A 24997-nucleotide genomic window follows, 5' to 3' on the forward strand; every position below is an offset into this window, starting at 1 on the left:
CCTTCTATCCTCTGTTCTCTAATCTCTAATCTCTATCGTCCGGCTCCGATTCCTCCATCATCTGACATCCATTATCGACAGGCAGTCCCCTTTCAGCGTTTCAGCTTTTTAGCGTTTCAGCGTTTGGCCTGAGCCCGCGCCTCTCCCAGCGCCGGAGGAGCCAGAGGATCAGAAAGAACGGAATGAGCGACAGCGCGAAGAAAACGGGTCCGCCTCGCCTGTGCAGCGCCGAGTGTATGAAGTTGGGATCTACATGCACGCAGAGCATCGCCAGTACAAAGATGCGGAATGCGTTCCTGACAATGCCCAACCCGAGGACCAGGGCTCCGAAGAACAACTTGCTCGACGTCCGCCGGAGGAAGAAATATCCGGCAAGCAAACCTGTCATGAACAGCACCAGGCTCGATCGGATGCCACTGCATTCGGGCGCCACCTGAAGGCTAATGTTCGGAAGCGTGAACAGAGTTCCATCGCGCAGGATGGGCGTTCCGGAGAGTTGAATGAACCAGTGTGACACGTCCGCGGAACCGTGCTGGAGTGCTGCTTCCAACCAATGTTCCACCGCCTGAGGAAAGGGAACCATGAAAATCATGAACACAAGCGGGAACATCATTTTTTGGCAGAATCCCCGCCCCAGGCTGTATAAGCATGCACTCCAAACCAGGCAAACGAAGCTCAACGTCAGCCACGCAATTCGATCCTGCGTCGGTGCGTTCCAACCGGTTTTCAGCCGGACAAAATAAGCGATGAGCACAGTGACCGCGGCCACGCATGGAATCAAAAACATCCGATCGCCGCTATGCAGCGCGGGCCAACAATCCCGGCTGGTGCGAATCAGATACACCGTGATCGCAGGCACCAGAAGCACGTGGGAAAAGAGGTCTTTTCCGAACGAGAACCTAGCCAGCTCATAAAGAGGCAGAATATACGCAACGACGAGAACACAGATTATACCTGCCAGGAGTTTCCAAGGGTCGGAACCCCAAGTTGAGACTGGCAGTGGAACTGCGCGAGGGGTGGCGTCGTTTCCAGAACGTCGCGTTAAATTGGCCATAAATGGACGCATTGCTTCACAGGTGAGTCAGTAACCAAAGGAGAACGAAAACCCTGTCTGGTTGCTGGCGTAATCGAAACCCGAGGAGTTGGAAAGGTTTTCGCTGCGAGCGTAGAAAACTGAAAAACTTCCCCGGCGATAGACCGCGGTGCTCAACGAGGCACGATACGCGAGATTCTCGTCTTTTCGCGACGTTGACACGGCCGACGTGGTCGCCTCGTAGTCCGTGGTTGTGTAGCTGGCGCTCATGTTCAAAGCCAGGCGATTGAAGATTTGTTGCGTAAACGTCGCCGTGACCGACGTGTTTTCTGTCACTTGATTCCGAAAAAACGAAGTGCTGATATTCCGACTTGCCGCCAGGCCCAATGTCGTTCGTTCTGTCGCAGCATACGACACCGACAAACCAAACAAGGGGTTGATCAGACTTCCTTTGTCGGTATCGAGGAACTGCCGGATTTCAACTCCGGCGTTCAGCGAAGCGGATAGTTTCTGCGAAAGTCCAAAAGTGATTCTTCCTTGCAGTTGTTCATGAGTCATGTCAGTGCCGGAACTTACGTCGACGTACCCGGCGCCCACGCCTCCGGCCAGCGAAATTCGAGGAGCGAGATGGTAATTCAACCAATTCATCGTCGACCAGGAGCGGCTCCCTCCCTGCGCATCCTCGTAGCCGCTTTGATCGGCGATGCTTTGAGAAACCTGAAGCTGCAGCGACCAGTCGCGACCTATGGCACGCGCCGCTGAGAGCGAAGTGGAGATATGTTTTTGATCGGTCTGTGTGGCTGTTTCACTGCGAGACTCGGAACTCATGGAAAAGTTCTGGCCCAAAGAAAAACTCCAGATGTCAAATTGAGCATTGCCGGACAATGACGCTGTATGTTGCAGCCGATCATCCAGTTCCTCGTTCGAGTAAAAGACCAATGAAGGGGTATAGCTTGCAACCCATCGTCTTCCGATGTTGATGCTGATGCTCGGGGTGACAGACTGAACAATGGAATCCTCTTGTCGCCCTCCGCGGATCGGCATTCCCGTGCTGTGCGTGAAAGTGTAGGAAACAGACGGGTGCAAGGTGAACGGGCCCCAGACCAGCGGATTAAAATTGCGCGGTGTACTCGCCGAAGATTCCATCGCGTCGTCAGGGTCAGCGCCCGGTTCGCGGTCTTCTTCGGGTGCGGGGTCGAAGTTGACTGAAATTGGCGCGTTGACCACGGGTGGCGGAGCCACGAGCACTGGTTGAGCGAGAGCCCGGGGTAAAGCGAGGATGGTGTAAACCAGGGCTAGCCAGGCGGGATAGCGCGGACCTGGCGCCGATCGTCGAACCTTTCGTCGCAAATTCTGAGAAACCGAAACGCGGATCCGCTGATGGGAGGGAAACGTGCGCGAGTGGGGAAGGTTCATGAGGAGGAAAATGGTGAAACGCGGAAACGCTGAAAAGCTAAAACTCTGGACTGCAGGTTATGGTGCCTCGAGTTCTCCCTCGCGTGCAGCTCTCAGCATTTTAGATTTTAGCGTTTAGATTTTTTCACCGTTACGCCTTCCAGACGCGCGCCTTGCCCGTGATCCCCGCCATGGCGTTGCGTGTATCGACAATGCACGTCGACCAGTCCGACAGTTCCTGGTAGTTCACGTTGGTGTGCTTGGTGGAGATCAGGACGAGGTCATAGTTTTCAATCGTTTTCTGATCCCAGCCAATGGACTTGGTTCCAGTCCAATGTGCATGCTCGCGCGTTGGACGGATGACGGGAACATACGGATCGTAATAGTCGATCGTAGCGCCGCGCTGTTTGAGCATTTCCATGAGCACATAACTGGGCGACTCGCGTTCATCATCGACATCGGCCTTGTAGGCGAGCCCGATTACCAGGATTCGGCTGCCGTTAACTGGTTTCCTGGCTTCGTTCAACGCCTCGGCAACACGATGGACAACGTATTCCGGCATCGCCGAATTGATCTCCCCCGCGAGCTCGATGAAACGTGTGTTTTGCCCGTATTCGCGCGCTTTCCAGGCCAGGTAGAACGGATCGATTGGAATGCAATGTCCGCCGAGACCGGGACCGGGATAAAACGGCATGAAGCCGAAGGGCTTGGTTTTCGCTGCGTTGATGACGTCCCAGATATCGATGCCCATCGCGGTGTAGACAACCTTCAATTCATTCACCAGCGCGATGTTTACCCCTCGAAAAATATTCTCCAGCAACTTGGTCGCTTCGGCCACCCGGCAGGAAGAAACCGGAACGAGAGTCTTGATCGCCTTGGAATAGAGTTCCCTGGTTTTTTCAAGACAGGCGGGTGTGTAGCCGCCGATCACTTTGGGAATGTCCGCCACTTTGCTTTCGAAATTACCGGGGTCCTCGCGTTCCGGAGAAAATGCCAGATGGAAATCCACGCCAGCCTTAAGCTTCGAGGTCTTCTCAAGGACATTCCGAAGGTCTTCGTCGGTAGTGCCCGGGTAGGTTGTGGATTCGAGCACCACTAGACTGCCTTGCCTCAAATGCGGGGCGATCGTCCGTCCTGTCTCAAGGACATATGAAATGTCGGGCTCGCGATTCTTGTTCAGCGGGGTCGGAACGCAGATGATCACAGCATCCACTTCGCGGACGCGGTGGAAATCAGTCGTCGCAGAGAAACGGTTCGCCCGGATGCACTCGTCAATGTGAGACGTGGCAATGTGCTGGATGTAGCTTTCCGCACGGTTCAGGGAATCGACTTTGGCGCGGTCGATATCGAAGCCAAGCACGGAAACCCCGGATCGCGCAAATTGCAACGATAGGGGCAAGCCAACAAAACCCAGTCCGACGACTCCAACATTCATGCGTTGCGAAAACGATCAGCCCCCGGAAGCGGCCGATGCAGAACGGAGTTGAGGCTCCGCTAATTCCGAACTCGGCAGGCGACCACTTGCAAGATCCGCAAACAAGGTGTTCAGACGCTGGCGCGCTTGATCGGAATTGAGCGCAAGTTTTGGGCGAACACCCTCGCGCGAGCGATAAAGTTCCAGCACGCGCGCCAATGCCTCGTCCGTGGTCAGGCTCCGCGCATCCGCCACCCATTCAGCCATCCCAACGCTTTCGAAAACGCCGCGGAACTTCATGCTGTACGCAACGCCCACGCAAGGGATCCCCTGCGAGAGTGCGGCGATGCACGAATGCATTCGCGAGCCGACGAAGAAATCACACAAACCGATGACGCCCTTGATATGATGCGCGTCGTATTCCGCAGTGACGATCCGCACGCGGTTTCTGACCCCTTCCGGCAGGGCATCGCGCACCTGGAAGCACGCATCGTTGTCGCTCTCCACGTTTCCTTTGGGTGCATACGTGTGCGGCACCAGCCAGATTTCCCCGGGCTGTTCCTTAGCCAGAGCCAACAACAGTTCCTTGAGAAACCGGGGATAGTTCATCTTCAGGCCAAACATGTTTTGGCGGTTGTATCCACCGTTGAACATCAAACCGTTCACGTTCACGCCGACAATGGGACTTGAACGCGCAACGGACGATGGTGGAGAAGGGGGATCCAGTTGAATGTTCTCAGGCACCACGGGTTCCAGAGAAAACGCAACATCAGGCGAGAGGAGAACCGTTTTGCAATTGCCGACAAGCCCTTGCGCGACGCGTTTGCTTTCCAAGTCCCGCGCAATGATCACGGAAGAGCGAAGAAGAAGAAACCGCGCGAGAACGCGGGCGACGCGACTTTTGTACGGGCCGTAGGTTTGCGGAAATTGGATGATTTCCCCACGGACCAGGATGACCACCCACTGCATGACGAATCCCCACAGGAACCGTTGCAAACCGTAGATATCACTGAAGCTATCGCCACCGCGAATGTCACCGACCAATCTCGCGGTCACAGCAATGTGGATCCATGGATTGGCGTCCTGCAGACGCTTTCGTAATCGTTGGATTGGAACAAACCGGTAAATGAGCGCCATCACGAGAATCCACAGCAGGTGCTCCTTTCGTGCCCTTGGCGACAGGCGGCAATTGGCGACCGCTACTTGTTGTGTCTCGCCGTCGACCCGGAAAGTCGCTGGCAGGTTATCCTTATGGCCCAGCAGCAGCACCAGATTGCGGGATTGGAATGCCCGGGCACATAAACTCATTGTCGACGCTCCGAGCGCCAGCACCCCGCAGTTGCGCGAGCTGATTGGAGTGCCCATCACCGCGATGAATGGGTCCGATTTGGTTCTCACAGATTGGCCGTCACAGAGGGTTGTCGGGCAGACCGCGTGCGAACCCGTATTGCCGTTGAATGATCCAGTTTCAGCGGGCGATACAGTTTGCGCTGCACGATGCGGCGGATTGTCCCGGCCACCGACCGGACCTTCTCGCCAAATGACAATCGGAGCCAGCAGCGAAAGAGATGCGCATTCTTGAATTGCGGCGTGGGAGCGCCGAAACATCGCAGACTCAGCAGTCTACCCCACGTAGACGCCTTCTTCCTTGCCAGGTAACCCTGGGACTTGACCAACTTCCATGCTTCAGCGCGCGAGACTTTCAAATAACCCGCTTCGATCGCGCGTTGGAGGAGCTGTCGGCCGCGATTCGTCCGGACCACGAGTAGTGAGAACCCTGGATTCTCCCCGTCGGGTTGCTCGTACCACGGATCGCCGCAACTGATGTCGGCGAGTTCGCCCGTTCCATCCGGCCACATATGCACGGACCAGGGGCGAAACGATTGCAGGCGACGCCAGCTATCACGATAAGGGATCTTTTGAAACGGCTCGGTCTCGCCATGGCGTATCGGTGCAAAATGTCCCGGCCAGCCATAACCGCGGTAGCGGAGGTCTTTGATGCCAGAAGGGCTCAGACCCATGCCCTCCAGCAGCGCCACGGTTCCCGCGGTTGAGGGACTCTCGGCGCAGAAGAAGGACAACGTGAGTCCAACGTTTCTCGCAAGTTGCGGTTTCAGCGCCTCGGCTCGCCGCAGGGCTGCAATCTCCGAAGGCTTTCCGATGACAACACATGGGGCGGGCGCGTCCTCAACCCACTCCAGATGGTCGCAAACAGAAGCGGGTGAATAACGCGATCCGGTGGCAGAAATTAGTTCTTCCCGGCTCCGGCTGAGGCGCGTCCAATTTCGCACGGGATCGTCGGGATCCTGGCCGATGTGAAGAACGCCGTGCATTCCCTTCTGCTCCAGGCAAAACGCTGCAAGCGCAGTGAGCACGCCACCGGAAGAACCCTTGAAGCGGATTTCGGGATCCGTGGCGTGTCCCTCCCACACCTCCAGAACTTCCCCCCAATCATGTCGATATTCTGGCGCAGCCAGTGCCGGGTCGCTCACGACACGTTCGGAGTCCTCAGGGGGAAGAGTGAAGTTCGTATGCACTGCGGGACATACGTCCAGGCATAGACGGCATGAGGCGCAGTCGGTTTCCTTCACGACAGGACGGATTCCCTCGTTTAGGAAATCCCAAAGCTCCACCTTTTCCTCAGGGCAAATGTAAGCGCAGGCGCCGCAACCTATGCACAGGCGCCAATCGACCACATCGCGCAGCTTGGTAATTTTCGTCATGTAGTTTCAAAAACGAGCGGAACCACGGTATGTCGTTGGATTACTTTGGTCCATCCCAGGAGCCGGAAAGTCATGACTGAGAGAGATTGGCGATGCGCCCTTGCCCGGACGGAACTCGCGCGAGCGCGCTCTCCATTTTATCCGCAGCCCGGCTCCACGTGAACGACTGCGCCGTTTCCAGTGCGCCCGCAGCCAACCGTTGGGCAAGCGAATCGTTCTTCAAAACGCTGTCGATCTGCTCGAGGAACGCCGGGAGATCGCCCCGCTGAACGACAAGCCCATTTTCATTGTGCCGAAGGATTTCAAGGCTGCCATCGTTGTCGGTGCTGATCACGATGCAACCGCATGCCATGGCTTCCAGCACGACTCCCGGAAGGCCTTCCGTTCGGCTCGTGAGCAGCCAAATGCGGCAGCGATTGTAAATGTTTCTCGCCGCTGCAACCGATGGGAGCCGTGTGTAGTTTACATGCCGCAGGCGCCGGGGCTGGCGTTCAGTACTGAACACGATTTGCGGGATTTCAGGCCACCGCTGTCGCACCATTTCGAGCAACGCCAGCATGTCTTCCGGGGCCTTGTTGGGATGGCTGTTGAAAACGGCTCCGATTCCCGTCCGGGAGACTCCCGCTTCTGGAAAATATTGCTGCGTATCTATTCCATTCGGCACGACGGCGATTACCGGTTCACCGCTCATTTCTTCGAGCCTTGCCACCAGGGTGTTCGACACCGTGATCGTCGGCATGGACCCTCGCCACGCCTGGTCCTGAAGCGGATTCGGCTTCGCGGGGAAGCCGTGGTTGAATCGCAGTTTTGTCACAGGCTTGGCGAGCGCGCGAACGTCCGGAACGCTGTAAGTTCCAACCGCGATTACGATTTCGTCCTCCCGGAAATCCAGTTCGTCAAGAGTGTCGTAGAACGCAACGGTGCCTGTGAACTCATGCAGGAAACCCGCTGTCGTTGCTTGTCCCTGCCAGAATGCCGCCAGACGGCCGATCTTGCTGCGCATCGTCTCCCGCTTGTTCGGGCAGGCAATCCGAACGGAATAGCCGCGCTGGAGCAACAGGTTGGCCATGATGACGGTGACGCGAACGCCCCCCGACCGGCCGTCGCCCGGCAGCACAAATGTCAAAGCGCGCTGTGCCCGGTCTTCACCATCAGAGTTCACGAGAGAATGCATGCGCGCGCTCAACGAATGAGACCCCGCCGTCGCTGCGCGATCTTCTGAAGGAGCTTCAATACCGGTTTCCCTCCAATCCCCGCCGCTGTTGCTTTAATCCGGCTATGGCGGGCGGGGAACGTTCGCGCCGCTTCAGAAAAGTGAATCCGTGCCGTGCTGGCGTTTCCACTGAAGGTCAACGCGGTCCCAAGATCGAAGAGGTGCGTTGCCAGTCCCGTTCGCACTACCTGAAGTTCGGCGGGCGTGATGTTTGGATGATTGAGGGCTTCGCGATGAATTCGAATCAGGGCCTCACATCGCGTCACCGGCTTGGAACGCCAGTCGTCGGACATGGCGCTCGTGTTTTGTCGTCGGATCAAGCGCAGGGCAGGGCGTTCATCGACGATCCATTGTGCCTGCCGCGCGAGGCGCACAAACAAGTCCATGTCTTCATAAAACGTTTTCCGAAACAGCCCGATCTCCTGCAGAGTTTTGCGGCGGGCAACCAATGACTGCGCGAAAAAGCAGCCGCGCAGCACCCAGGTCAGCGGCCGTTCCAGTTTCATTAGCTGACCCGACTCCACCCCGCGAATTTTGAACAGGTTTAGTTCGGGCCCGTCCTGCGCGACAATCGCGGTGTTTGTGAGGTGAGCATCCGCCGTGGGATGTTTCTCGATGCTCGCCGACGCAATTGCTAGCCGATCAGGAGCGTATTCGTCGTCGTCATCAAGAAATGAAACCCATTCTGACCGAGCTGCCTGGATTCCCGTGTTTCGCGCCGCACTCAACCCGCCGTTTTCCTGCCGGATCACCCGGATTCGATCCGCGAATTTTGCAAGCACTGCGGATGTATCGTCAGTGGAACCGTCGTCGACGACGATGATTTCAGAAGGGGGATGCGTTTGCGAGAGGACGCTGCGGATGGCAAGCGCGACAAGTTGCGAACGATTGAACGTCGGAATGACAACGCAGATGGATCGATCAGTGGACACGGCGAAAGCGGAATTAGCGTCGAAACGAGTGGACCAGCTCTATTTCAAAGCAGTTTCAATGAACTGCTGCGAAACCTTTATTTGCTCCTGCAGAGCGGCACGGGATCGGTTCCAATCAATAGGCTGGATGGCCAGGGCGGCTGCCGCTTCAGGTGAAGGGGAGTCCAACAGGCAACGCGAAGACAAATGCATCCAATCCAGCATAGTGGCTACTTTGATTCGCCGTCCCGGGGTTGGGATGGAAATGAAGGGCCGTTCGAATTTGGCGGCGATCGCCGTTCCATGGAAATAGCTGGTAACGACGAAAGACGCGTGGCGAAACCATGACAGCCACTCGGCGGGTCCGGGGGAAGGAATCCGCTTTGTTGCCTGGTGACAGGGATATTGCAAAGAGACGACCGTCTTCAGCCCGGTTGCCTCGATGATCTTCTGGAGAGCCGGACCAAGCCCGCGCGTGAAGTCGCCGAACACCAGAAGATAGGGTTCGCTCAGCGGCGGCTTGGGATCGATCAAATCCCCAAAGTCGCAAAGGAAGACGGGATCGACCACCTGAACGGGGACACTGGGAGAGAGTGGCGCCACGAGGTTCGCCGTGTGCGAATCGCGCACACCCACATGATCGAAGTCCGCCAATGCGTTCTTAACCTGCGATTCGAACTCACCGAAGGCTGTGGTTCCGCCCGAACTTGCGGCATAACTGATCTTCCGTTGTCCGTTCACCGGAAAGTTCAGGAAGAACATGGGATCGAAATATTGGACCGGCCCCGTGAACCAAACCTGATCGCTGCCTGCGATAAAGGCGTCGTAATTGCCAACGTCCGGGATGAATTCATCAACCGAACGATATCTTCGCGGGCTGAGCGGCAACTGGCTTTCCACGAACCGCGTGTTTCGGCGCAGGCGGATCCAATGGTTGACGGGCGGCGGCAACTTCCAGCGCAAGCGATACATCTCTTCAAGTTGCGGCTGTCGATAATCAATCGTATGAACCGTCCGCCCGGTTTTCTGAAGGTAGGTTGCCAGGGCGTAGGCTTGGAGAACCGCCCCGTAATTGGGAACGGAATGAACAGTAATGATGCCGACTTTCATGAAAGAGCGGCATCAGCCAACTTCGGATTCAATGCTAGGCAATGATCGACTGTCGCAGCGATCGTAGGGGCAATGGATTCCCACGAATAGCGTGTGTTGAACAACCTCCATCCAGCCTCCGCGAGGCGATTTCCCAGGGCCGGATCCAGCAGGATACGCTGGCAGGCGATCGCAAACTCCGAACTACTTTCTGCAATCAGCGCTTCGCACCCGTGAGAGACATCGTATCCTCGGGCGCCGTGAGGAGTCATCACGATTGGCACTCGCCGCGCCAGCCCTTCAGCGACTTTCAGGTGCGTACCTCCGCCAAGACGGGTGGGGACAATCATTCCCGACCAGGTCGCCATCTCCTGTGCCACATCGTGGACAAAGCCCAGCCCCTTGATCTGCGGGACGTTCAACTTTTGCGAGAGGGAGTCGCTGCCTTTTCCAACCAAACGGAGCTCGGCCGATGGAACCTTGCTGCGAACGTGCGGCCAGACCTCGCTCGCGAACCATTTCAAGCCGTCCAGATTCGGAAGGTGCTCAAAATGTCCAATCATTCCAAGCCGCGGCTGCCCTGGGACGATACTTCTGGGCGCGACCGATTCCGGCGTGGCGAACCCATTCGGCACGACGTGAACGCGCGGGTCATTGTCGAAGTGCTCGCGATCGCTTTCCTTGCACACGGTGAGGACATCGAAGCGATCCAGACACAACCTCTCGCGACGCTTTTCGGCAAAAGCGTTCCGCCAGCGTTTGAGCTTCGCACCGACAGTGGCAGCCTGCGCCGCGGCGAGGGTGTGGTATCGGCTCGGTATGTCATCCACATCCATCACTGACCTGTTCCAATGAAGCCGCTGAAACGAATTGGCGATTTTGAGCGTATGAATCCACGTGACATCGCGCTGGCGAATCAGGTCATCGACAAACTCCCGGTCCGACGGGGCAACCTGGACCGCGTTGGAGTTTAAATATTGGGGATCCAGAACCTGGCGAACGCGCCCGGAAAAGCCCACGTGCGGCCAGGGTTGATACGTGATGGTTCGCGCAACGTCGAATTCCGCCTTTGCTTGTGCGATCTGTTCCTTGGACCACGGACGATTCGAAATTCCAACTATCGTCACCTGTCCAAGGCTGTGAAGCGTCTTCGCGATTTGCCGGGTTCTGACGCCGGCTCCGCTGTTTCCCAGCGGAGGTGCTGTGCAAAGAAAAAGAATCGATGGCCTCATCGGCTGCCTCTCCCATTGGCCATCGCCGGTGACGGACAAACGGTCGAAGCCGGTTCTGCCTGGACCTCAGCCGTTCCGGAAACGGCGTAACGAGCGGGACCTTTTCGCTGGACCAGATATTCGCGGCAAAACGCCCTCATTTCCTCCTGACGGATGACTTCGATCGACGGCAAGCGGCCCGCCAATCGGCCGTTCCGATCCAGGATTCGCGCCCAGGCGAGTTGGAGCTCAGCCCAGGTCAACCGGGGCACGATCATGCGCGAACGTTGCTGCTTCCAATGATGAAAGATATAGGCGCGGGATCTTCCCATTTTGCGCGCCAGTGTGAGCAGCGAATCCCGCGTCAGTCGTGTTGTGTCAAAATGATGTTCCACGGCAACGTCCAACGATCCCTTCAAACGAAAACCCGCCGCCGTCATTTGCCAGGAGAACAGGGCTTCATCAAAGAACCCGAGTGCACCGGGTCCGAGTTGCGTATCGAAGGCCCGGACTTTACTCAATACGCGACGATGAAACGCCATGTTCGCCCCGATCATGTTCACTGGTTTTTCGGGATCGAGATAGTCGCTCGAAGCGAACCAGGCGCGCAACAGGACGAGGGGCGGGCGCGACATGCGATGGGCGATGTGCGGAGGAAAGACAATTCCGCCGGCAACGGCATCACAGCGTCCGTCTGCGATCGGCCGGCACATGCCCTCGATCCAATTGGACGGAACCCGGACGTCATCGTCGGTGAACACGATAACGTCGCCTGTGGCTTCCTTAAGGCCGCGATTTCGGGCGAAGCATTGCCCGGGCGTCGGCTCCATCACGTGGCGGAGGCGGAGATTGTTGCAGACGGCATTTTGCAAGACCTGCGAGGTGTGATCGGTGGAGCCATTGTCCACGACCAACAATTCGGCGGACCAACCGGCAGGAATTTCCGCAGATGCGATCGATTGCAGTGTCATGCGCAAGCTGTCCGCCCGGTCGCGCGTGCAAATGATGATGGAAATGGTCACGATGGAATAACGGAAATCCAGTGGAGCATACTACGGTCAACGAACCAGTCTTTTGAGCCGGGCGGGGAGGGACCGCGCGGATTTGCGCAGCCGCATGGAAGCGGGTGCAAACAAGTTCCAGAATTCAAAATTCGCATTGGCGGCTTCGATGTCGCCCCTGCTGTTGTAGAACTGGAAGCGCTTCCACGCGATCTCACAGATTTCGCGTGCCCCCTTTTTTGGGTCGAACCTCTGATGCCGTTCCGAAAAGATTCGATGGAGGCGTTGCAGGTCGCGCAAACCCTCCGCAGTGCGACTCAACCGGCTCGATTGGTTAACGTCCGTCATGCGGTAAGCCGCAAGAATTTCCGGCAGAACCACGCCGCCTCCCTTGCTGATGACCCGCGTCCACATCTCACAGTCGAGCGAGAAGGTCAGGTCGTTTCGAAATCCACCGTGTGCCTCATAAAATGAACGCCTGACGACGATTGCCGGGCATTGAATCGGAGTGGTGTAAAAGAAGTCTTCAACAGCAGTCCCGCCTGTTTCCAGGTCCGGAATTCTCGGCGTTGTCGTTTTCGACACACCCGCGGAATCGACCAGATGCGCGCGTGTGGCCATCAGGTTTACGGAAGGGTGCGCTTCCGCCGCCCGCCCCAACGCTGCATAGAATCCGGGCAGGATGTAATCGTCCTGATGCAGCAGGTGAACCCAGGTGCCGCGTGCGCGTTCGATGCAGTAGTTCCAACAACCCGCGAGCCCAAGATTCTTCGGGGTGCGGCTGTAGCCGATGCGATCTCCTGCAATTCGTCGCACCCATTCCTGGACGGATACTGTTGGTGAACAATCGTCCACCACTTCAATCTGCATTTCGGCCGGCGAAAGCGATTGTTGCAGAACGCTGTCCAAGGCCTGCTTGAACCACTCTGCGGGCGGATTGTACGCGGGGATCATCACCGACCAAACCGGCCGCGTAAGCTCATTTGTTGAATGCGCAACCATTCTTATTACGGCATTGCCAGCGTCGCCTTGTGAGTTGCCGGGCCGTTCTGCACCGTGATATCCGCACGGTTGCTTTTCATGCCGGGGATTCTCCGGAAATCTTCCAGAGTCCGGGATAATTCATTCGTTAATCGCGCCATTCCGGATGCCGCGGCCCAATGGTTTTCCACGTGGCGCCGGGCATTCGCTCCCTCCTCCCGCGCAAGTTCCCTTGACCCTGTGAGCTCAGCCACAAGCCGCCCGAGTTCGTCGGGGTCGAAGTGATTCACGAGTCGGCCATTGGCTCCGTGGTGGATGGACTCGCGCAACCCGCCTTCTGCGATACCGACGACACTCGTCCCGCAGGCGTTGGCTTCGAGCGGTGCCAAACCAAATGGCTCCAAGCGCGGCGTGTAAAGCAGGACGCTGGCGCGGCTCAGGATCGACACCAATTCCGCATCGGGAACGCGGATCCTGGTCTCCCAACGCACCTGAAGCGAGCGCGCAAGGTCCGCGAGGGATTTCGCATACCCTGAACTGGGAGACATGTTGCCGATCCACAGAAATGGCGGACGCGCGGCGTCGGGAATCGTCGCCAGCGCACGCAACGCCCGGTCGGGACCCTTGGCCGCATACAGACCTCCGAGCCCGACAACAAAGCCTTCCTTCGGTTCTCCCGTAGGCTTGAAGCCTTTCACATCGACGCCCAGATAACAGACGCGGCTTTCCAGTCCATACGTTCGCAACACGGTTTCCCGGCTGAAAAGAGAATTCACCAGGATTGTGGAAAATGCTTTCGCATTTCTGATTTCCTCCCTCACCTGGAGCCGCAGCGCGCGTTTGCCGAGCAGGTCAGCGAGTTGCGACTTGAAGTAACGACTGCGTGATTGACCTGCGCGCTCGGGAAGCGCCGCCCATGGAAAACCGGCTCCGTGCTGCGAGCCCGGCATGCATTCGTACAAATGCCGAAAAGGTTCCCCGAGATAAATGACGGAAGGAATCTGAACATGCCGCGCGATGGGCGATACTGCGAAGGCGGCACACGAATTCGCGAATAATAGATCGAAGCCTTTTGATTGGATGTCAGCGGCGCACAAAAGGCAATGTTCATCCATCGCTCCCAAACGCGCGGTCATCGCGCTGACGGGCCGCCATCGCACCTTCCTGCCCCCCGCCCGCGACGCCAATGGAACGACATTCTCGCGGCACAATTGTGAGAGCGGGAGGTATGTCTGGTCGGCGGTCGGCGGACACCACGCTTCCACCTTGTGCCCCTGGGCGAGCAAACCCTCGACGTGGTGGAACAACGCCCGTTTTCCGCCGCCGCTGGGTAGGTTGTGCCAAACTGCAATCTTCATCGGACCTGGCAAATCGAATTCAAAACGGCCGGCCGCACGATTCTAATTGGTCGTGGAAGCGGCGGCGCTCAAGGCATCTTGCGATGAGATCCTCCCGCCTTGCGGGGGCGCGGAGATCTTGACCAGGCCGTAGGGCTGGTAATTAGGAGTTCGTCTGCGTTCGTGGTTGAGATGCCGGAGATATGCGATTCTTCGAATGAGGTTCAATTCCCAGAGTTCCAATCCTTCCGATTGGATGTTCTTTCCGGCGGCGAGTACCCGCTTCATAAAGAGCCTTAAAGCCGCACGACCGGCGTGATACGTGGGCGACTCGATGGATTGATGCTTCCAGTGCCACGCCACATAGGCTTCCGACTCCCCTTCGCCCTTGGCTCGATCCAACAGCGCCGCTCGCGAAAGCCGATCGGGTAAAAAATGATGCTCCATCTCGGCTTCAACGGCCATCCGCAGACGAAACCCTGCGCGTTTCACCTGAAACGAAAACAGCGAGTCATCCCAGAATCCAAGCCTTCCCGGTCCAAGCTCGGGATCGAATCCTGGTACTCGCGTCAAAACGTTGCGGGAAAACGCCATGTTCGCGCCCACCATGGCTTCAGGTTCTTGCCGATTGAGGTTTTCTGTGGAGGTCAGCATGCCCCGATGAGTCGACGTCATCCAACTACGCAACAGATGCGGCGCAATGCGAACCGTACCCACCGTGGCGTCGGCACGATCCGCGGCAATCGGCTCGACGAGCGACCGCAGCCAGCCCGGGCTCGGTCGAACGTCGTCGTCGGTAAAGACGATGATCTGACCGCTGGCGACGGCCATTCCTGCGTGCCGGGCATTAACCTGGCCGCGGTTAGGTTCGAACACGTACCTCACCTCGAAGCCTGGAATCTCGGCCCGCTGAGCGACTTCCTGTGTTCCATCCGTGGAACCATTGTCGGCGATAATCACCTCGGCCGTCCCGTGTTCCAACGGGAGGACAACCCGGAAGTTCTGCAGCGTTTGGCGCAGAGAATCCGCGCGGTTGCGAGTGCAGATGATGATCGAAACATTCATGCGGCAAAAAGCGCTTCAGTGATTCACTCGGGCAGCCAGGGCGGGGGCGAAAGCCTGCTTGGTCATCCCCTTGACGCAGGTTTTCACCAGGCGCATCTGAGCCCAAAATCCTTCGCCAGCTGCGGTCGAAAGAACGGCGTGGCGCAGGCCGGCCACATAGTAGCGATTGGCCGTCGCCTGCCGCGCGTAAGTGAGCCGGCGCAACGGCTCCTTCGTTGGGATGATCTGTTTGGAAACGATTGCGTCGACGTTTAGAACGACATTTCGGCGTTGTGCCGCAGCCGTCAGCGCCATTCGCTTCATTTCAGACCACGTCGTGAATTTTCGGTGATTGATGCTTTCCGGATGCTGGCGCCACAGGAGAAGAATCTCTGGCAGATTGACTGCTTTGCCGATTTCTGCCAGGCGAAGGAACAGATCAAGGTCCTGCGTTGTGGTAAAACGCTCGTCGTAACCGCCAACATCCCGGACGGCTTGCGTGCGCATCATCACGACGGGATGGGTCATAGCCCCGCCATCCCCATTCAGCAGCCGCCGATCGATGTCTTCGTGCTGAAATGCCACACCGCGTTTTCCAATCGGCCAGCCGCGGGAATCCACGAGCAACACTTCGCTTCCGACAATAACGAGTTCAGGATTCTGATCGAAGGCGCGCAGCTGAATTTCGAAGCGCTGGGGCAGGGAGATGTCATCAGCGTCCATGCGCGCGATGAATTTCCCTCTAGCGCGCCGAATGGCGAGATTCAGGGACTTGGTCAGTCCCTGGTTCGGCGTGTCGATGACGATCACCCGGCGGTCGGCGCGAGCCAGTTTGGAAAGCAATCTGGCGCTGCCGTCAACAGAACCGTCGTTGACGATCAAGAATTCGAAGTCGGCAAAAGTTTGGTCAAGAATGCTTCGAACGGCAGAGCGCAGGTACTTTTGTCCGTTGTGGACGGACATGATAACCGATACCCGAGGCTCCGCAGCGTCTGCGATCATACCTTTTTTCGCAACGTGACCGTAACGCCGGAGGTGATCAAATCATTAAAGGTCAAGTGCCGGCCTTGGAAACATGTCGGAAACTCCGAAACCAAATTCAGGTGATCAGCGTCAACGTGCCATTGAAGGTTCAGAATTTCGACATCGGGGCGATTCCAGAGGGCGTCAAATTGATGTGCTCTCCAGCGGTTCAAAGCTTGGAGTTCGGACCGCTTTTTGCCCAAGTCCCAGATTCCGATTTCCTCAAGTTTCCTTTGTATGAAACTGTCAGAGAAAAGGAACTGCGGATATGGCATTCTCAGCATTCGGTACGCGTGCAACCCCCAAGGCGAACAATAAAGGGGGTTGAAACTAAAATGCAGGATCCCATCGGGCCGAGTAATTCGCAGAACCTCGTTGAAGGCCTTCGCTGGATCTGGAAAATGTTCAAACGAGTTGTAGCTAAGCGAGAAATCGAAACGTGCATCCTCGAATGGCAAGCGCTGGCAGCAATCCGCCTTCACGAAGTCGAGCGATTTTGCTGCGTCCGTTCGCCAGTCTTCCAGATCGGACAACATCATTCTATGACCGAAAGTTTGAAGGAGAGTCGGAAGCATTCCATCCCCAGTTCCCAGATCGAATCCTTTTAAGCCTGGTTTTTCGAGGCCTGGCAATTTCAACACGTCTAGTGCTCGTTCGCTTGCACGTCGAAAAATGCTGAATGGATCATAGCCGTACTCCGGGCGAGGTTGGTAACGCCCTTGCAGCTCCGCGAACCTTTCTTCCGCAGGCCGGCAGTCTTCCTTACCCGGCTGAACCAGCGCCTGTTTTGCCGAGTTCCGTAATTCCGCCCGGCGTTTGGATTGGCTCAACCGCGCAATCCTTGACGTGACTTGCTTGATCAAGATCGTTCCTTAATGAGTTTTGCGGGTACTCCGCCAAAAATTCCGTTGGATGAAAGGTCTTTGTTGATAACGGAGCCAGCTGCTGCGACAACTCCGTCGCCTATAGTTACGCCATCCAATATCCTCACCCCGCCCCCTATCCAAACATCGTTCCCGATTTGGATGCCTCTCTTCGAGAGAGGCTGGAGGTTCATGGGTGTGCCGTTGAGTTCGATTCCATGGTTAGCAGGAATCACCAAGCAATGTGCAGCGAATCTCACGTAGTTTCCCCCTGTCAGCCCTCCATGTCCATAGAGCACGGAATAGTGTTGCACGCCGCAGTCGCTGCCAAAGGTGATGTGTCCGCCATACGGCGACAAAATTGCTCCGCGTCGGAGGGAAGCTCGTTCGCCAAATACCACTTCACCTCCTGTGCGGAGGTCGAATATTACTCCACCGTCAACTTGGCTCCCTTTTCCGAGCTTAACGCGCCGTGGATCGCCCAAGATGATAACGTCATCTGCGAACTGAACTTCAGGATTGTTCCGACGCAACGCGGCCATAGCCCGTTTGCGCGTTGAAAGATCGCGAAGTAGGTCGATCAATTCGAACAGAATCACAGGGCGCTCCACCGGGTTTGAAGCTGGAGTTTCCCATGCGATGCACCGGTCCTCCGGATGTTCAGTCGAACGTGCCGTTTCCAATCAAGAATCTCGGAGCTCTGCTTATCTAAAGCGCAGAAGAAAAACTCAACGTAGTCCGCATTAATTGGTAGTGCTGGAAATTGAACCTGAAAATGGCCGTTCACATTCAAAAAACCAAAAGGGTGGCCCTCTGAAATATTCGTGCCTTGGAAAAGAATCCCCTCACGATCTCTCATGATCAGATCCAAAACTGGTGGATGGGGAAGATCACCCCGACGTTCGTAGTCGATTTCGAGCGTGACGGAATCGCCAACACTAATTTCGTTGACCTCTCTGCCTTCGGAATCCCGAAAACGTGCCGCAGTAAACGCCACCTTGCCTGACCCGTAAACACGCGACCAGTCGGTCCGTTCGGCGCTGCCATTCGCATCAGCTTGATGCATGTCGCGCAGGAAAGTATCGATCCCCGTTTCCCGGTCGCCGCTGTGCGCAATTTGTCCGCGTTTCAGATACAGGACCTTGTCACAGTAGCGGGATATCTGATGCATGTTGTGCGAAACCAGGATGAAGGCAGTGCCTCGTTCGCGGAACTCTGCAAGCGTGTTGAAGCATTTCGCCTGGAACGCAACGTCGCCGACCGCCAGGACCTCATCGAGCAACAGGACGTCCGGATCGGTTTTCGCTGCAATGGCGAACCCCAGGCGAACCGCCATCCCCGAGGAATAGCTCTGCACAGGAGCGTCGATGAACTCCCGGATTTCGGCAAAATCAATGATCTCCTCAATTTTCGCGTCAATCTGAGACTTGGTGAGGCCAAGAACCGCACCGTTGACGTAGATGTTCTCACGACCGCTGAGTATGGGATTGAATCCCGCACCGAGGGCAATCAAGGCCCCGATCCGTCCGCGCATCTCGATCCTGCCGGAATCGGGCGTGATGAGCCCATTGAGCATTTTCAGGAGCGTGGTTTTGCCCGCGCCATTATGGCCGATCAGACCGATGCATTCACTCCGGCGCAGTTCAAACGAGACGTTGTTTACAGCCCAGAATTCGGAGGAGCGCAAAGGGCTTTGAGCAGTTCCGTTGGAGGTTCGTTTGGAAAAGGGGAGCAAGTCGGCGACGATGTCGTTGACGCCGTACCACAAACTCTTCTTCAGACTACGGCAGAACTTTTTGCTTACCTTGTCGACCCGGACCAATACTTCGTTGCTCTTCATCGGAGATCTCAAAGAACGCGGCATAATCAGTTGCCAGACCGCGAAATGATATGCGGCAACGCGAGGCGATAGAACACCCAGCCCACGAAGGACAGGAGGATTGCCACGCCCAAGATGCAAGCGAGTTGGGAAACGTTTCCATTTGAGCCCGTGGTCAACCAATCCCTGGAAGCCGTTATCAGAGGCGCGACGGGGTTCCATTCCATGATTCGTCCAGCGAAGCCGCCGCTTGGCTTGGGATAAACCACGGGCGTGAGGAACATCAGGAACATCGTGACCATCGGAATCATTTGTTGAATGTCGTTGTAGAGCAAACCCAGCGGCGTCAACAGGACGCCAATCGTGAAACCCAGGCAAATGAGCGCGAGGATCCCCAACGGAAACAGCACGATCGTGGAAGGCGGAGTGATCTTGAACCAGATCATCACTGCTACGAGCAGCACGAGACGGATCAGAAAGTTGAAGAGCACGGTCGCCAAGCCTGAGAGCAAAAGCGCTTCCCGGGGGAAGTTGATGCGGGTGAGCATCGGTTTTGCGGCCGCAACGGTCTTCAGAGGGGTATTCAATGCGTCCACGAAAACCTGCCAAATGAGCGTGCCGATGATTGCGAAGGCAGGGTAGGGGATCGGAGTCTCCTTGATGGAGACGACGCCGTTGGCGTTCAGGAACACAAAAGGGAGGCTGGCGATCAACGGCGGAACAAACGCCCAAATATAACCAAACACGCTTTGGCGAAACTGTGCGCTGCGATCCCGCACAAATAACCGCCATGCAAGCCCGCGCGAGGCGATAAGGTCGCGGAACATCCGCTTAAGCAGCAATCCCGGATTTTTTAGCGGGGATTCGGGGCTGTAAACTGTGACAGGAAGGTCAAGCATGGCTGGGGCGTTGCAGGGATGGGTCAATGAGACCAGACCGGCGTTTGGGTTCGTTCTGAATCGTCAATCGAGTCGGAGACAATTTCCGGTTCGGTGACAACTTTTTGACCCACGGCCACCAGGCCAGGGATGGCTCCAAGGAGCGAATAGAAGAACACGTACATCTGGTCGAAATAGGAAATGGAAATGAATGAGACCGCGTGTGCGGCCAACGCAGCGGCGGCGCACCAAAGGGTGATCTCCCGTGGATCCCCGTCACTTCGCATCTCGCGCATCCGCCGCAACAACATCCGAAAGCTGACTACGATGAAGGCAATCAAACACAGGCTCAATCCGAGGCCTCCCGTCACGCCCAAGTGCAGGTAGTAATTGGTCAGGTCGACCATGTTTGGATTCCAGCGCACGCCTGACGACATCCAATGCCGCGTGTAATCGGTGCCCCAGAGCCACCATTCGCCGAGGTACTTGAAACCCTGGTCAATCAGCTTAGCGCGGTGCCATCCGGTGCTGCCACCGACGAGATCCAGACTCGCCATGATGTACCAAGGTCCCCGGCCCTTGGCGATATTGTAGACAAAACCCAGAATGACGGCGGTCCAAACCAGATGCGGTACGAGATACCGCCAGCGCCACATGAAGATGGCCGCCATTGTGACTGCCACAGCGGCGAGCGGGCCGCTGGAAGATGAGGCGAGAACAACGCCGAAACAGGCCGTGAACCCCAGCACGCCGGCAACTCGCCTGCGCGAGCGCCAGAGGAGATACGCAAATGGCAACGCCGTTGCCCCACAGGTTCCCGCAAGAATCGGGTGCCGGAATGGACCTTGCGCGCGCACGCGTTCTTCTCGAACCGCGGCCTCCGTACTGCCGCCCAGGGATCGGTAAACATTCTTGCGGGTGCGATTTTCTATGCTGAGCCCAACGGCGAGCGGGAGAATGATAATCGGGAGAATAAAGGCGTAGCGTCGGAAACTCTCGAAATCCGGCAGATACGCGCGGGCAAACAAATAGGTTCCAAGGACATTGATCACCAATCCAACGCGCGCCTTGAAGGGCGAAGGGAAGTAGAAGTCCGCCGTGTGTCCGATCGAACTCACCACTGCAACCACGGAAAAGAGCAGCATGAACTGATCAAGCCGCGAATTCTTGTCCCACTTTAAAAATCCCCCTGCCACGGCACGGGCCAGCCCGATCACAATGAGTATTCGGGCAGTTGTGAACTGTGGCAGGAATTCCACGTTCCCGATCTGGCAGCCGGCCACCATCAGTGGCACGAACGCCCATCGCCTGGGAAGGGCGACCTGCGCGACGACTAGCGACAGGACGAATACGAGAAAAATCGGATTCACCGGGAGAAACTGAATCGAGCCGGAACGGCGGCCTCCTAAGGACCCTACAATCGAAAAGCCGCTGCAGCGGCCGTTCTATTTCTTGCTTTCAACCCGAAGGTTGAGCGGTGGAACTATTTCCGCGACCTTCTTGTCGTCAAACCATGCAAATCCGAAGACACCGGCGTCCTGCATCGATTTGCTGATCGAGTTGCCGTCTGCGCTCGGCAGCGCCCTGACCCATCGCGCCGCGTTGCTCACGACATTGGGCCATCCGTCATTGAGCAGGAGGAGTTGAGTGAAACGAGCAGGCAGTTGAGGAACCGGATCCTTTGCGCCAATAAAGGTTCCATTCGATGCTCGTTCGAAAGCGATCTCGAGCCGCGCATCACGTTTATTGTTGCCCCATATCCGAGCCATGTTCGCCCAGACTTGCAGGTGAATTCCCATCAGACCGGACGAAAAATATGCCGCCTTGTCCTGCCACGTCGCAAAGGGATACCTGTTGGTTCCCCATTGTTGATTTTCACTCATCAACAGGGATTCCGTTCCATTCTCAGAAAGGCCCGTGAACCATTGCAAATTGGGGAAGCCTCGTCGGGTTCCAGTCGCATCGAACAATGCTTCCTTCCACGTATAACGATCTTCATCGTACGGACAGAGGGGATACGTCGTCTGATTCGTTCCAAAACCGCTTGTGCCATAGTATGGTGTCGAGTACTCGCGCAGGATCATGGCTATGGACTGGGCGCACATCATTCGCGCACCACCCCACATCCCTGGCGCGCCCAAGGCGGTCATGTCGGCAGACCATTGCATCGCCTCGTAGACAAACCCCGCGAATTTGTCGCGGATAAAATAATCTTCGACTGCTGTAATTCCTCCGTCCACCTGATCGCTGCGAAAGTTCGCCACCATGATGTCATACGCGAAAATGCCCTTGAGAATCGGAAGAGAATCGTAATATCCGCGATAGTGCAGCTCTCGTGTGGGAATGGAATCGGAGGAGTGCTGGAGTTCGAAACCCAGCGGATCGGTATTCCTCGTCTGTTCCAACAACATTTCCTTTGCGTAAACTCCATGGGAACGAGAAGCCCCGCTCCTTGCGAAATCAAAACCTTCCACTTTGGCGACAAACGCATTCTCCAAGGCGTAAGCGCCACCGACGCGATCGCCTCGGCGATGTCCTTTATCCCAACTCTCCTGTCCTGTGACCTCGGAGCGGCTCTTATACGCTAAATAGGTTGCAGCGTAGGGTGGGCGGTGCAAACGGTTCCTGACGGTGGAGTATCCAGCGCTGTCCACCCAGAGGTAGGTTCCATGTGGTTCGTGGCGGCTTGGAAATTCGGGGTCTTTCACCACAATACGCGTTTTCGTGAAAGCCTGTTTGCCGGCGTAATAGTAGTCCAGAGTGTTGGTTCCGCGGGAGAACTCCGTATGTGAAATCACGACCGAATTGCCCTTCGCGCCCTGAAATTCGCCGCCATTGATGCGATAGAACACCTCGTTTCCATAGATGTCGCGCAATTCAATCGAAACCGCCCCATCGGTGCCAGCGGACAAATACGTGATCTGGGGCACGAGTTTCGGCGTCCAGTAAGCCTTTGGAGGAGTTGTGTAGAACTGCCCCGTGCCAGTGGCCCTCATCGTAAGGCAGGGCGTTTTGGGATTAACAACGAGTTGTACGGTTTTTCCGTCGGAGGCATACCATGCCTGATCGACGAAGTTGCTGGTCGCGACATATCGGGCCCACAAGAAAGCACGATCATCATCAGCATATGCGAGAGTGTGCCATTCATCACCGAACGAATCGAGCAGGCCCCGAAAATAGGTGCCACCCTTTGATTTGGTGACGTCGGATGAAGGGCCGACGGAACCGACAACGGGAACTCCAGGTTCGAATTGGATTTCTTTAAGCGTGAAACCGGTGCCAGCGGCAGGAAGTACAAAATTGGCGTCGGTTCCAGCCGAGTTCATCGCCCACTTGTATTTGTATTGCCGATCACGGTCGATTTTGTAGCGGATAATGCCCTCGTCTCCGCTGTTAGCGATTCCATCCTTCCCATTAGCTCCAATCTTTTGGCGTCCTCCCTCCGTGCTGTGGTAATAGGCGACATTGCGAGCATTATGTGAGAAGGCGATCTTCGTCGTGTCACGAATGTAGACGACTTTGTGGTCATCCAGCAGTTTGTCGTGGAAATAGTACTCCTCGTAGTAGTCGACTCCCTTTTCCCCGCCCCACGTGACGTCGATGCCTGACTTGTAGTTGGTCAATTCACTGTCCATCGCAATGACACTCCGGGCCCAGAGGACCCCTAGAATAGTCAAGCATCTGATGCAATTACTCATAGCGGCACATTCTAGCAGCAGGCAAGCCAGTCGCAAATTCTTCGGGGTTTTAAAGCGAATTACTGCACGATGGAAATTGAGGCACCAGGGTGTCCAATGGCGCATCAAACTTCGATCGTCGCAGGACCCGGTACGGGCAGAGCCTCGGTGCCAACCAAATGCTTTGGAAGTGCACCTCGGTAGGTGTCCATCAAACGGTCGATTTTTTTCCCCCACATCGCCAGCGACTCGATGCGTTGCAGGGCGGCGGCAGACATTTTGGGCAGTTGTTCCGGATTCTGAGAAAATGACGCAATCGCATCGGCCAAGGCTTTGGAGTATTGTTCCGGGTTTGACGGTTCCACCCGGATTCCGCAGTTCTCCGTCACGACGTGAGCAGGTCCGCCTTTGGTACTCGTGATCACTGGAAGCCCACGACTCATAGCTTCAAACACGACGTTACCGCTCGGTTCGCGAAAACTGGGGAAGAAGAAGACGTCGGCTTCGTCGCATCGCGCAAACACTTCGCATCGCGGGCGTCGGCCGTGGAATCTTACCCGGTCGCCTATACCCAGATCCTGCGCAAGTAGGCGGCAATCGGCTAATGAATCTCCGTCGCCGAGGACGTCGAGTTCGACGTGGCATTTTTTTGCGGCGATCGCTACAGCGCGAATGGCATCCAGCACGCCCTTGGTCCGAATGATTCGCCCGGCATACAGCAAACGCAGCGGGCGCCCAGGTGAGGGCGCGGACTTGGGAGACGCGGCAACCTGCTCGATCCCGGTCTCTGCCATGACTTCGAACCGGTGGAGTGGAATATGCCGCAGCAAATCCCTTACATAGGGCGCCACCCCGAGCACGACATTGGCTCCCGAATAGGATCCCCGCAGCCAGGGATCGATTCTTAACCTGAGCTGATCGAGATGCCGGAGTTTTCGAAACCATTGGCGGTCGGTGCCTTGGCTCTTGAATCCTTTTGGGGTCGGCAGACTTCCGGCCAAAGGCCCAATGATATACGGAACTCCAAGTCCCCGCGCGGGGCAGGGGTAACGCAGCGCCAACGGATTGATCTGGTGAACCAAATCGATTTTATCGCCGCGTTCGATCGCATGTTTAAGCCAGCGCCGCGCGCGGCTGTAAAACAGCACGTAGGAAGGTTTCAACTCCCAATTGAGGCGTCGGAGGCGATTCGGCGGTTTCACATCAGGCCAGTTGACGACCTCCCGGGCCGAGACAGGTGAATGGTCCGGGTGCCATCCTGTTTGATGCGTCGTAAGAACGGTGGCGTCGCATCGTTCCGAGATTCCTTGAACCCATTTGTACGTGCTCCAGCTTTCGCCTGCGGCATCGCGACTATAGAACGGTGCGATGAGAACGACGCGCAT

General features: G+C 56.6%; 21 protein-coding genes. 1 reads left to right on the forward strand and 20 read right to left on the reverse strand.

The window, feature by feature from the left end; translation table 11 throughout:
- Positions 1-100 precede the first annotated feature (100 nt).
- The 14 genes from VEH04_05055 to VEH04_05120 all read right to left on the reverse strand — a co-directional run bounded on the left by VEH04_05055 (position 101) and on the right by VEH04_05120 (position 16354).
- A complete protein-coding gene (locus tag VEH04_05055) occupies positions 101-1066 on the reverse strand; it encodes an exosortase/archaeosortase family protein (protein ID HYG22132.1) in 966 nt (321 codons plus the stop codon).
- A gap of 15 nt (positions 1067-1081) precedes the next feature.
- On the reverse strand, positions 1082-2275 hold the full coding sequence (locus tag VEH04_05060) for an outer membrane beta-barrel protein (protein HYG22133.1): 1194 nt from the start codon (positions 2273-2275) through the stop codon (positions 1082-1084).
- Between the two features lie 304 nt (positions 2276-2579).
- Positions 2580-3863, reverse strand: coding sequence for a nucleotide sugar dehydrogenase (locus tag VEH04_05065; GenBank protein ID HYG22134.1), 1284 nt, complete (start codon positions 3861-3863; stop codon positions 2580-2582).
- Positions 3864-3878: 15 nt separating this feature from the next.
- Positions 3879-5240: a polysaccharide pyruvyl transferase family protein gene (locus tag VEH04_05070; GenBank protein ID HYG22135.1), complete on the reverse strand. Its 1362-nt coding sequence runs from the start codon at positions 5238-5240 to the stop codon at positions 3879-3881.
- Positions 5237-6565, reverse strand: coding sequence for a Coenzyme F420 hydrogenase/dehydrogenase, beta subunit C-terminal domain (locus VEH04_05075; GenBank protein ID HYG22136.1), 1329 nt, complete (start codon positions 6563-6565; stop codon positions 5237-5239). The genes VEH04_05070 and VEH04_05075 overlap by 4 nt, the downstream gene beginning before the upstream one ends.
- A 70-nt stretch (positions 6566-6635) precedes the next feature.
- The gene (locus VEH04_05080; GenBank protein ID HYG22137.1) at positions 6636-7739 is read right to left on the reverse strand and encodes a glycosyltransferase family 4 protein; all 1104 of its coding nucleotides are present in this window, start codon (positions 7737-7739) and stop codon (positions 6636-6638) included.
- Between the two features lie 8 nt (positions 7740-7747).
- A complete protein-coding gene (locus VEH04_05085) occupies positions 7748-8710 on the reverse strand; it encodes a glycosyltransferase family A protein (GenBank protein HYG22138.1) in 963 nt (320 codons plus the stop codon).
- Positions 8711-8749: 39 nt separating this feature from the next.
- The gene (locus tag VEH04_05090) at positions 8750-9799 is read right to left on the reverse strand and encodes a polysaccharide pyruvyl transferase family protein (protein HYG22139.1); all 1050 of its coding nucleotides are present in this window, start codon (positions 9797-9799) and stop codon (positions 8750-8752) included.
- Positions 9796-11010, reverse strand: a complete 1215-nt coding sequence (locus VEH04_05095) for a glycosyltransferase family 4 protein (protein ID HYG22140.1) — start codon at positions 11008-11010, stop codon at positions 9796-9798. The genes VEH04_05090 and VEH04_05095 overlap by 4 nt, the downstream gene beginning before the upstream one ends.
- Positions 11007-12011, reverse strand: a complete 1005-nt coding sequence (locus VEH04_05100) for a glycosyltransferase family 2 protein (GenBank protein ID HYG22141.1) — start codon at positions 12009-12011, stop codon at positions 11007-11009. The genes VEH04_05095 and VEH04_05100 overlap by 4 nt, the downstream gene beginning before the upstream one ends.
- Before the next feature lie 36 nt (positions 12012-12047).
- Positions 12048-12992, reverse strand: coding sequence for a glycosyltransferase (locus tag VEH04_05105; protein ID HYG22142.1), 945 nt, complete (start codon positions 12990-12992; stop codon positions 12048-12050).
- 5 nt (positions 12993-12997) lie between these two features.
- On the reverse strand, positions 12998-14329 hold the full coding sequence (locus VEH04_05110; GenBank protein HYG22143.1) for a glycosyltransferase family 4 protein: 1332 nt from the start codon (positions 14327-14329) through the stop codon (positions 12998-13000).
- 42 nt (positions 14330-14371) lie between these two features.
- On the reverse strand, positions 14372-15373 hold the full coding sequence (locus VEH04_05115; GenBank protein ID HYG22144.1) for a glycosyltransferase family 2 protein: 1002 nt from the start codon (positions 15371-15373) through the stop codon (positions 14372-14374).
- 15 nt (positions 15374-15388) lie between these two features.
- A complete protein-coding gene (locus VEH04_05120; protein HYG22145.1) occupies positions 15389-16354 on the reverse strand; it encodes a glycosyltransferase in 966 nt (321 codons plus the stop codon).
- Positions 16355-16455: 101 nt separating this feature from the next.
- On the opposite strand from VEH04_05120, the gene VEH04_05125 reads away from it, so the two are divergent.
- On the forward strand, positions 16456-16983 hold the full coding sequence (locus tag VEH04_05125) for a hypothetical protein (GenBank protein HYG22146.1): 528 nt from the start codon (positions 16456-16458) through the stop codon (positions 16981-16983).
- A 251-nt stretch (positions 16984-17234) separates the two neighbouring features.
- Here VEH04_05125 and VEH04_05130 read toward each other — a convergent pair whose 3' ends face one another.
- The 6 genes from VEH04_05130 to VEH04_05155 all read right to left on the reverse strand — a co-directional run bounded on the left by VEH04_05130 (position 17235) and on the right by VEH04_05155 (position 24997).
- Positions 17235-17780, reverse strand: a complete 546-nt coding sequence (locus tag VEH04_05130; GenBank protein ID HYG22147.1) for an acyltransferase — start codon at positions 17778-17780, stop codon at positions 17235-17237.
- Between the two features lie 53 nt (positions 17781-17833).
- Complete coding sequence (locus tag VEH04_05135) at positions 17834-19078, reverse strand: ABC transporter ATP-binding protein (protein HYG22148.1); 1245 nt, start codon at positions 19076-19078, stop codon at positions 17834-17836.
- Positions 19079-19104: 26 nt separating this feature from the next.
- On the reverse strand, positions 19105-19956 hold the full coding sequence (locus VEH04_05140) for an ABC transporter permease (protein ID HYG22149.1): 852 nt from the start codon (positions 19954-19956) through the stop codon (positions 19105-19107).
- Between the two features lie 23 nt (positions 19957-19979).
- Complete coding sequence (locus VEH04_05145) at positions 19980-21305, reverse strand: hypothetical protein (GenBank protein ID HYG22150.1); 1326 nt, start codon at positions 21303-21305, stop codon at positions 19980-19982.
- 75 nt (positions 21306-21380) lie between these two features.
- Complete coding sequence (locus VEH04_05150; protein HYG22151.1) at positions 21381-23570, reverse strand: hypothetical protein; 2190 nt, start codon at positions 23568-23570, stop codon at positions 21381-21383.
- Between the two features lie 167 nt (positions 23571-23737).
- A complete protein-coding gene (locus VEH04_05155; protein ID HYG22152.1) occupies positions 23738-24997 on the reverse strand; it encodes a glycosyltransferase family 4 protein in 1260 nt (419 codons plus the stop codon).

Source organism: Verrucomicrobiia bacterium (assembly GCA_035629175.1).
Classification (GTDB): Bacteria; Verrucomicrobiota; Verrucomicrobiia; order Limisphaerales; family DASXHY01; genus DASXHY01.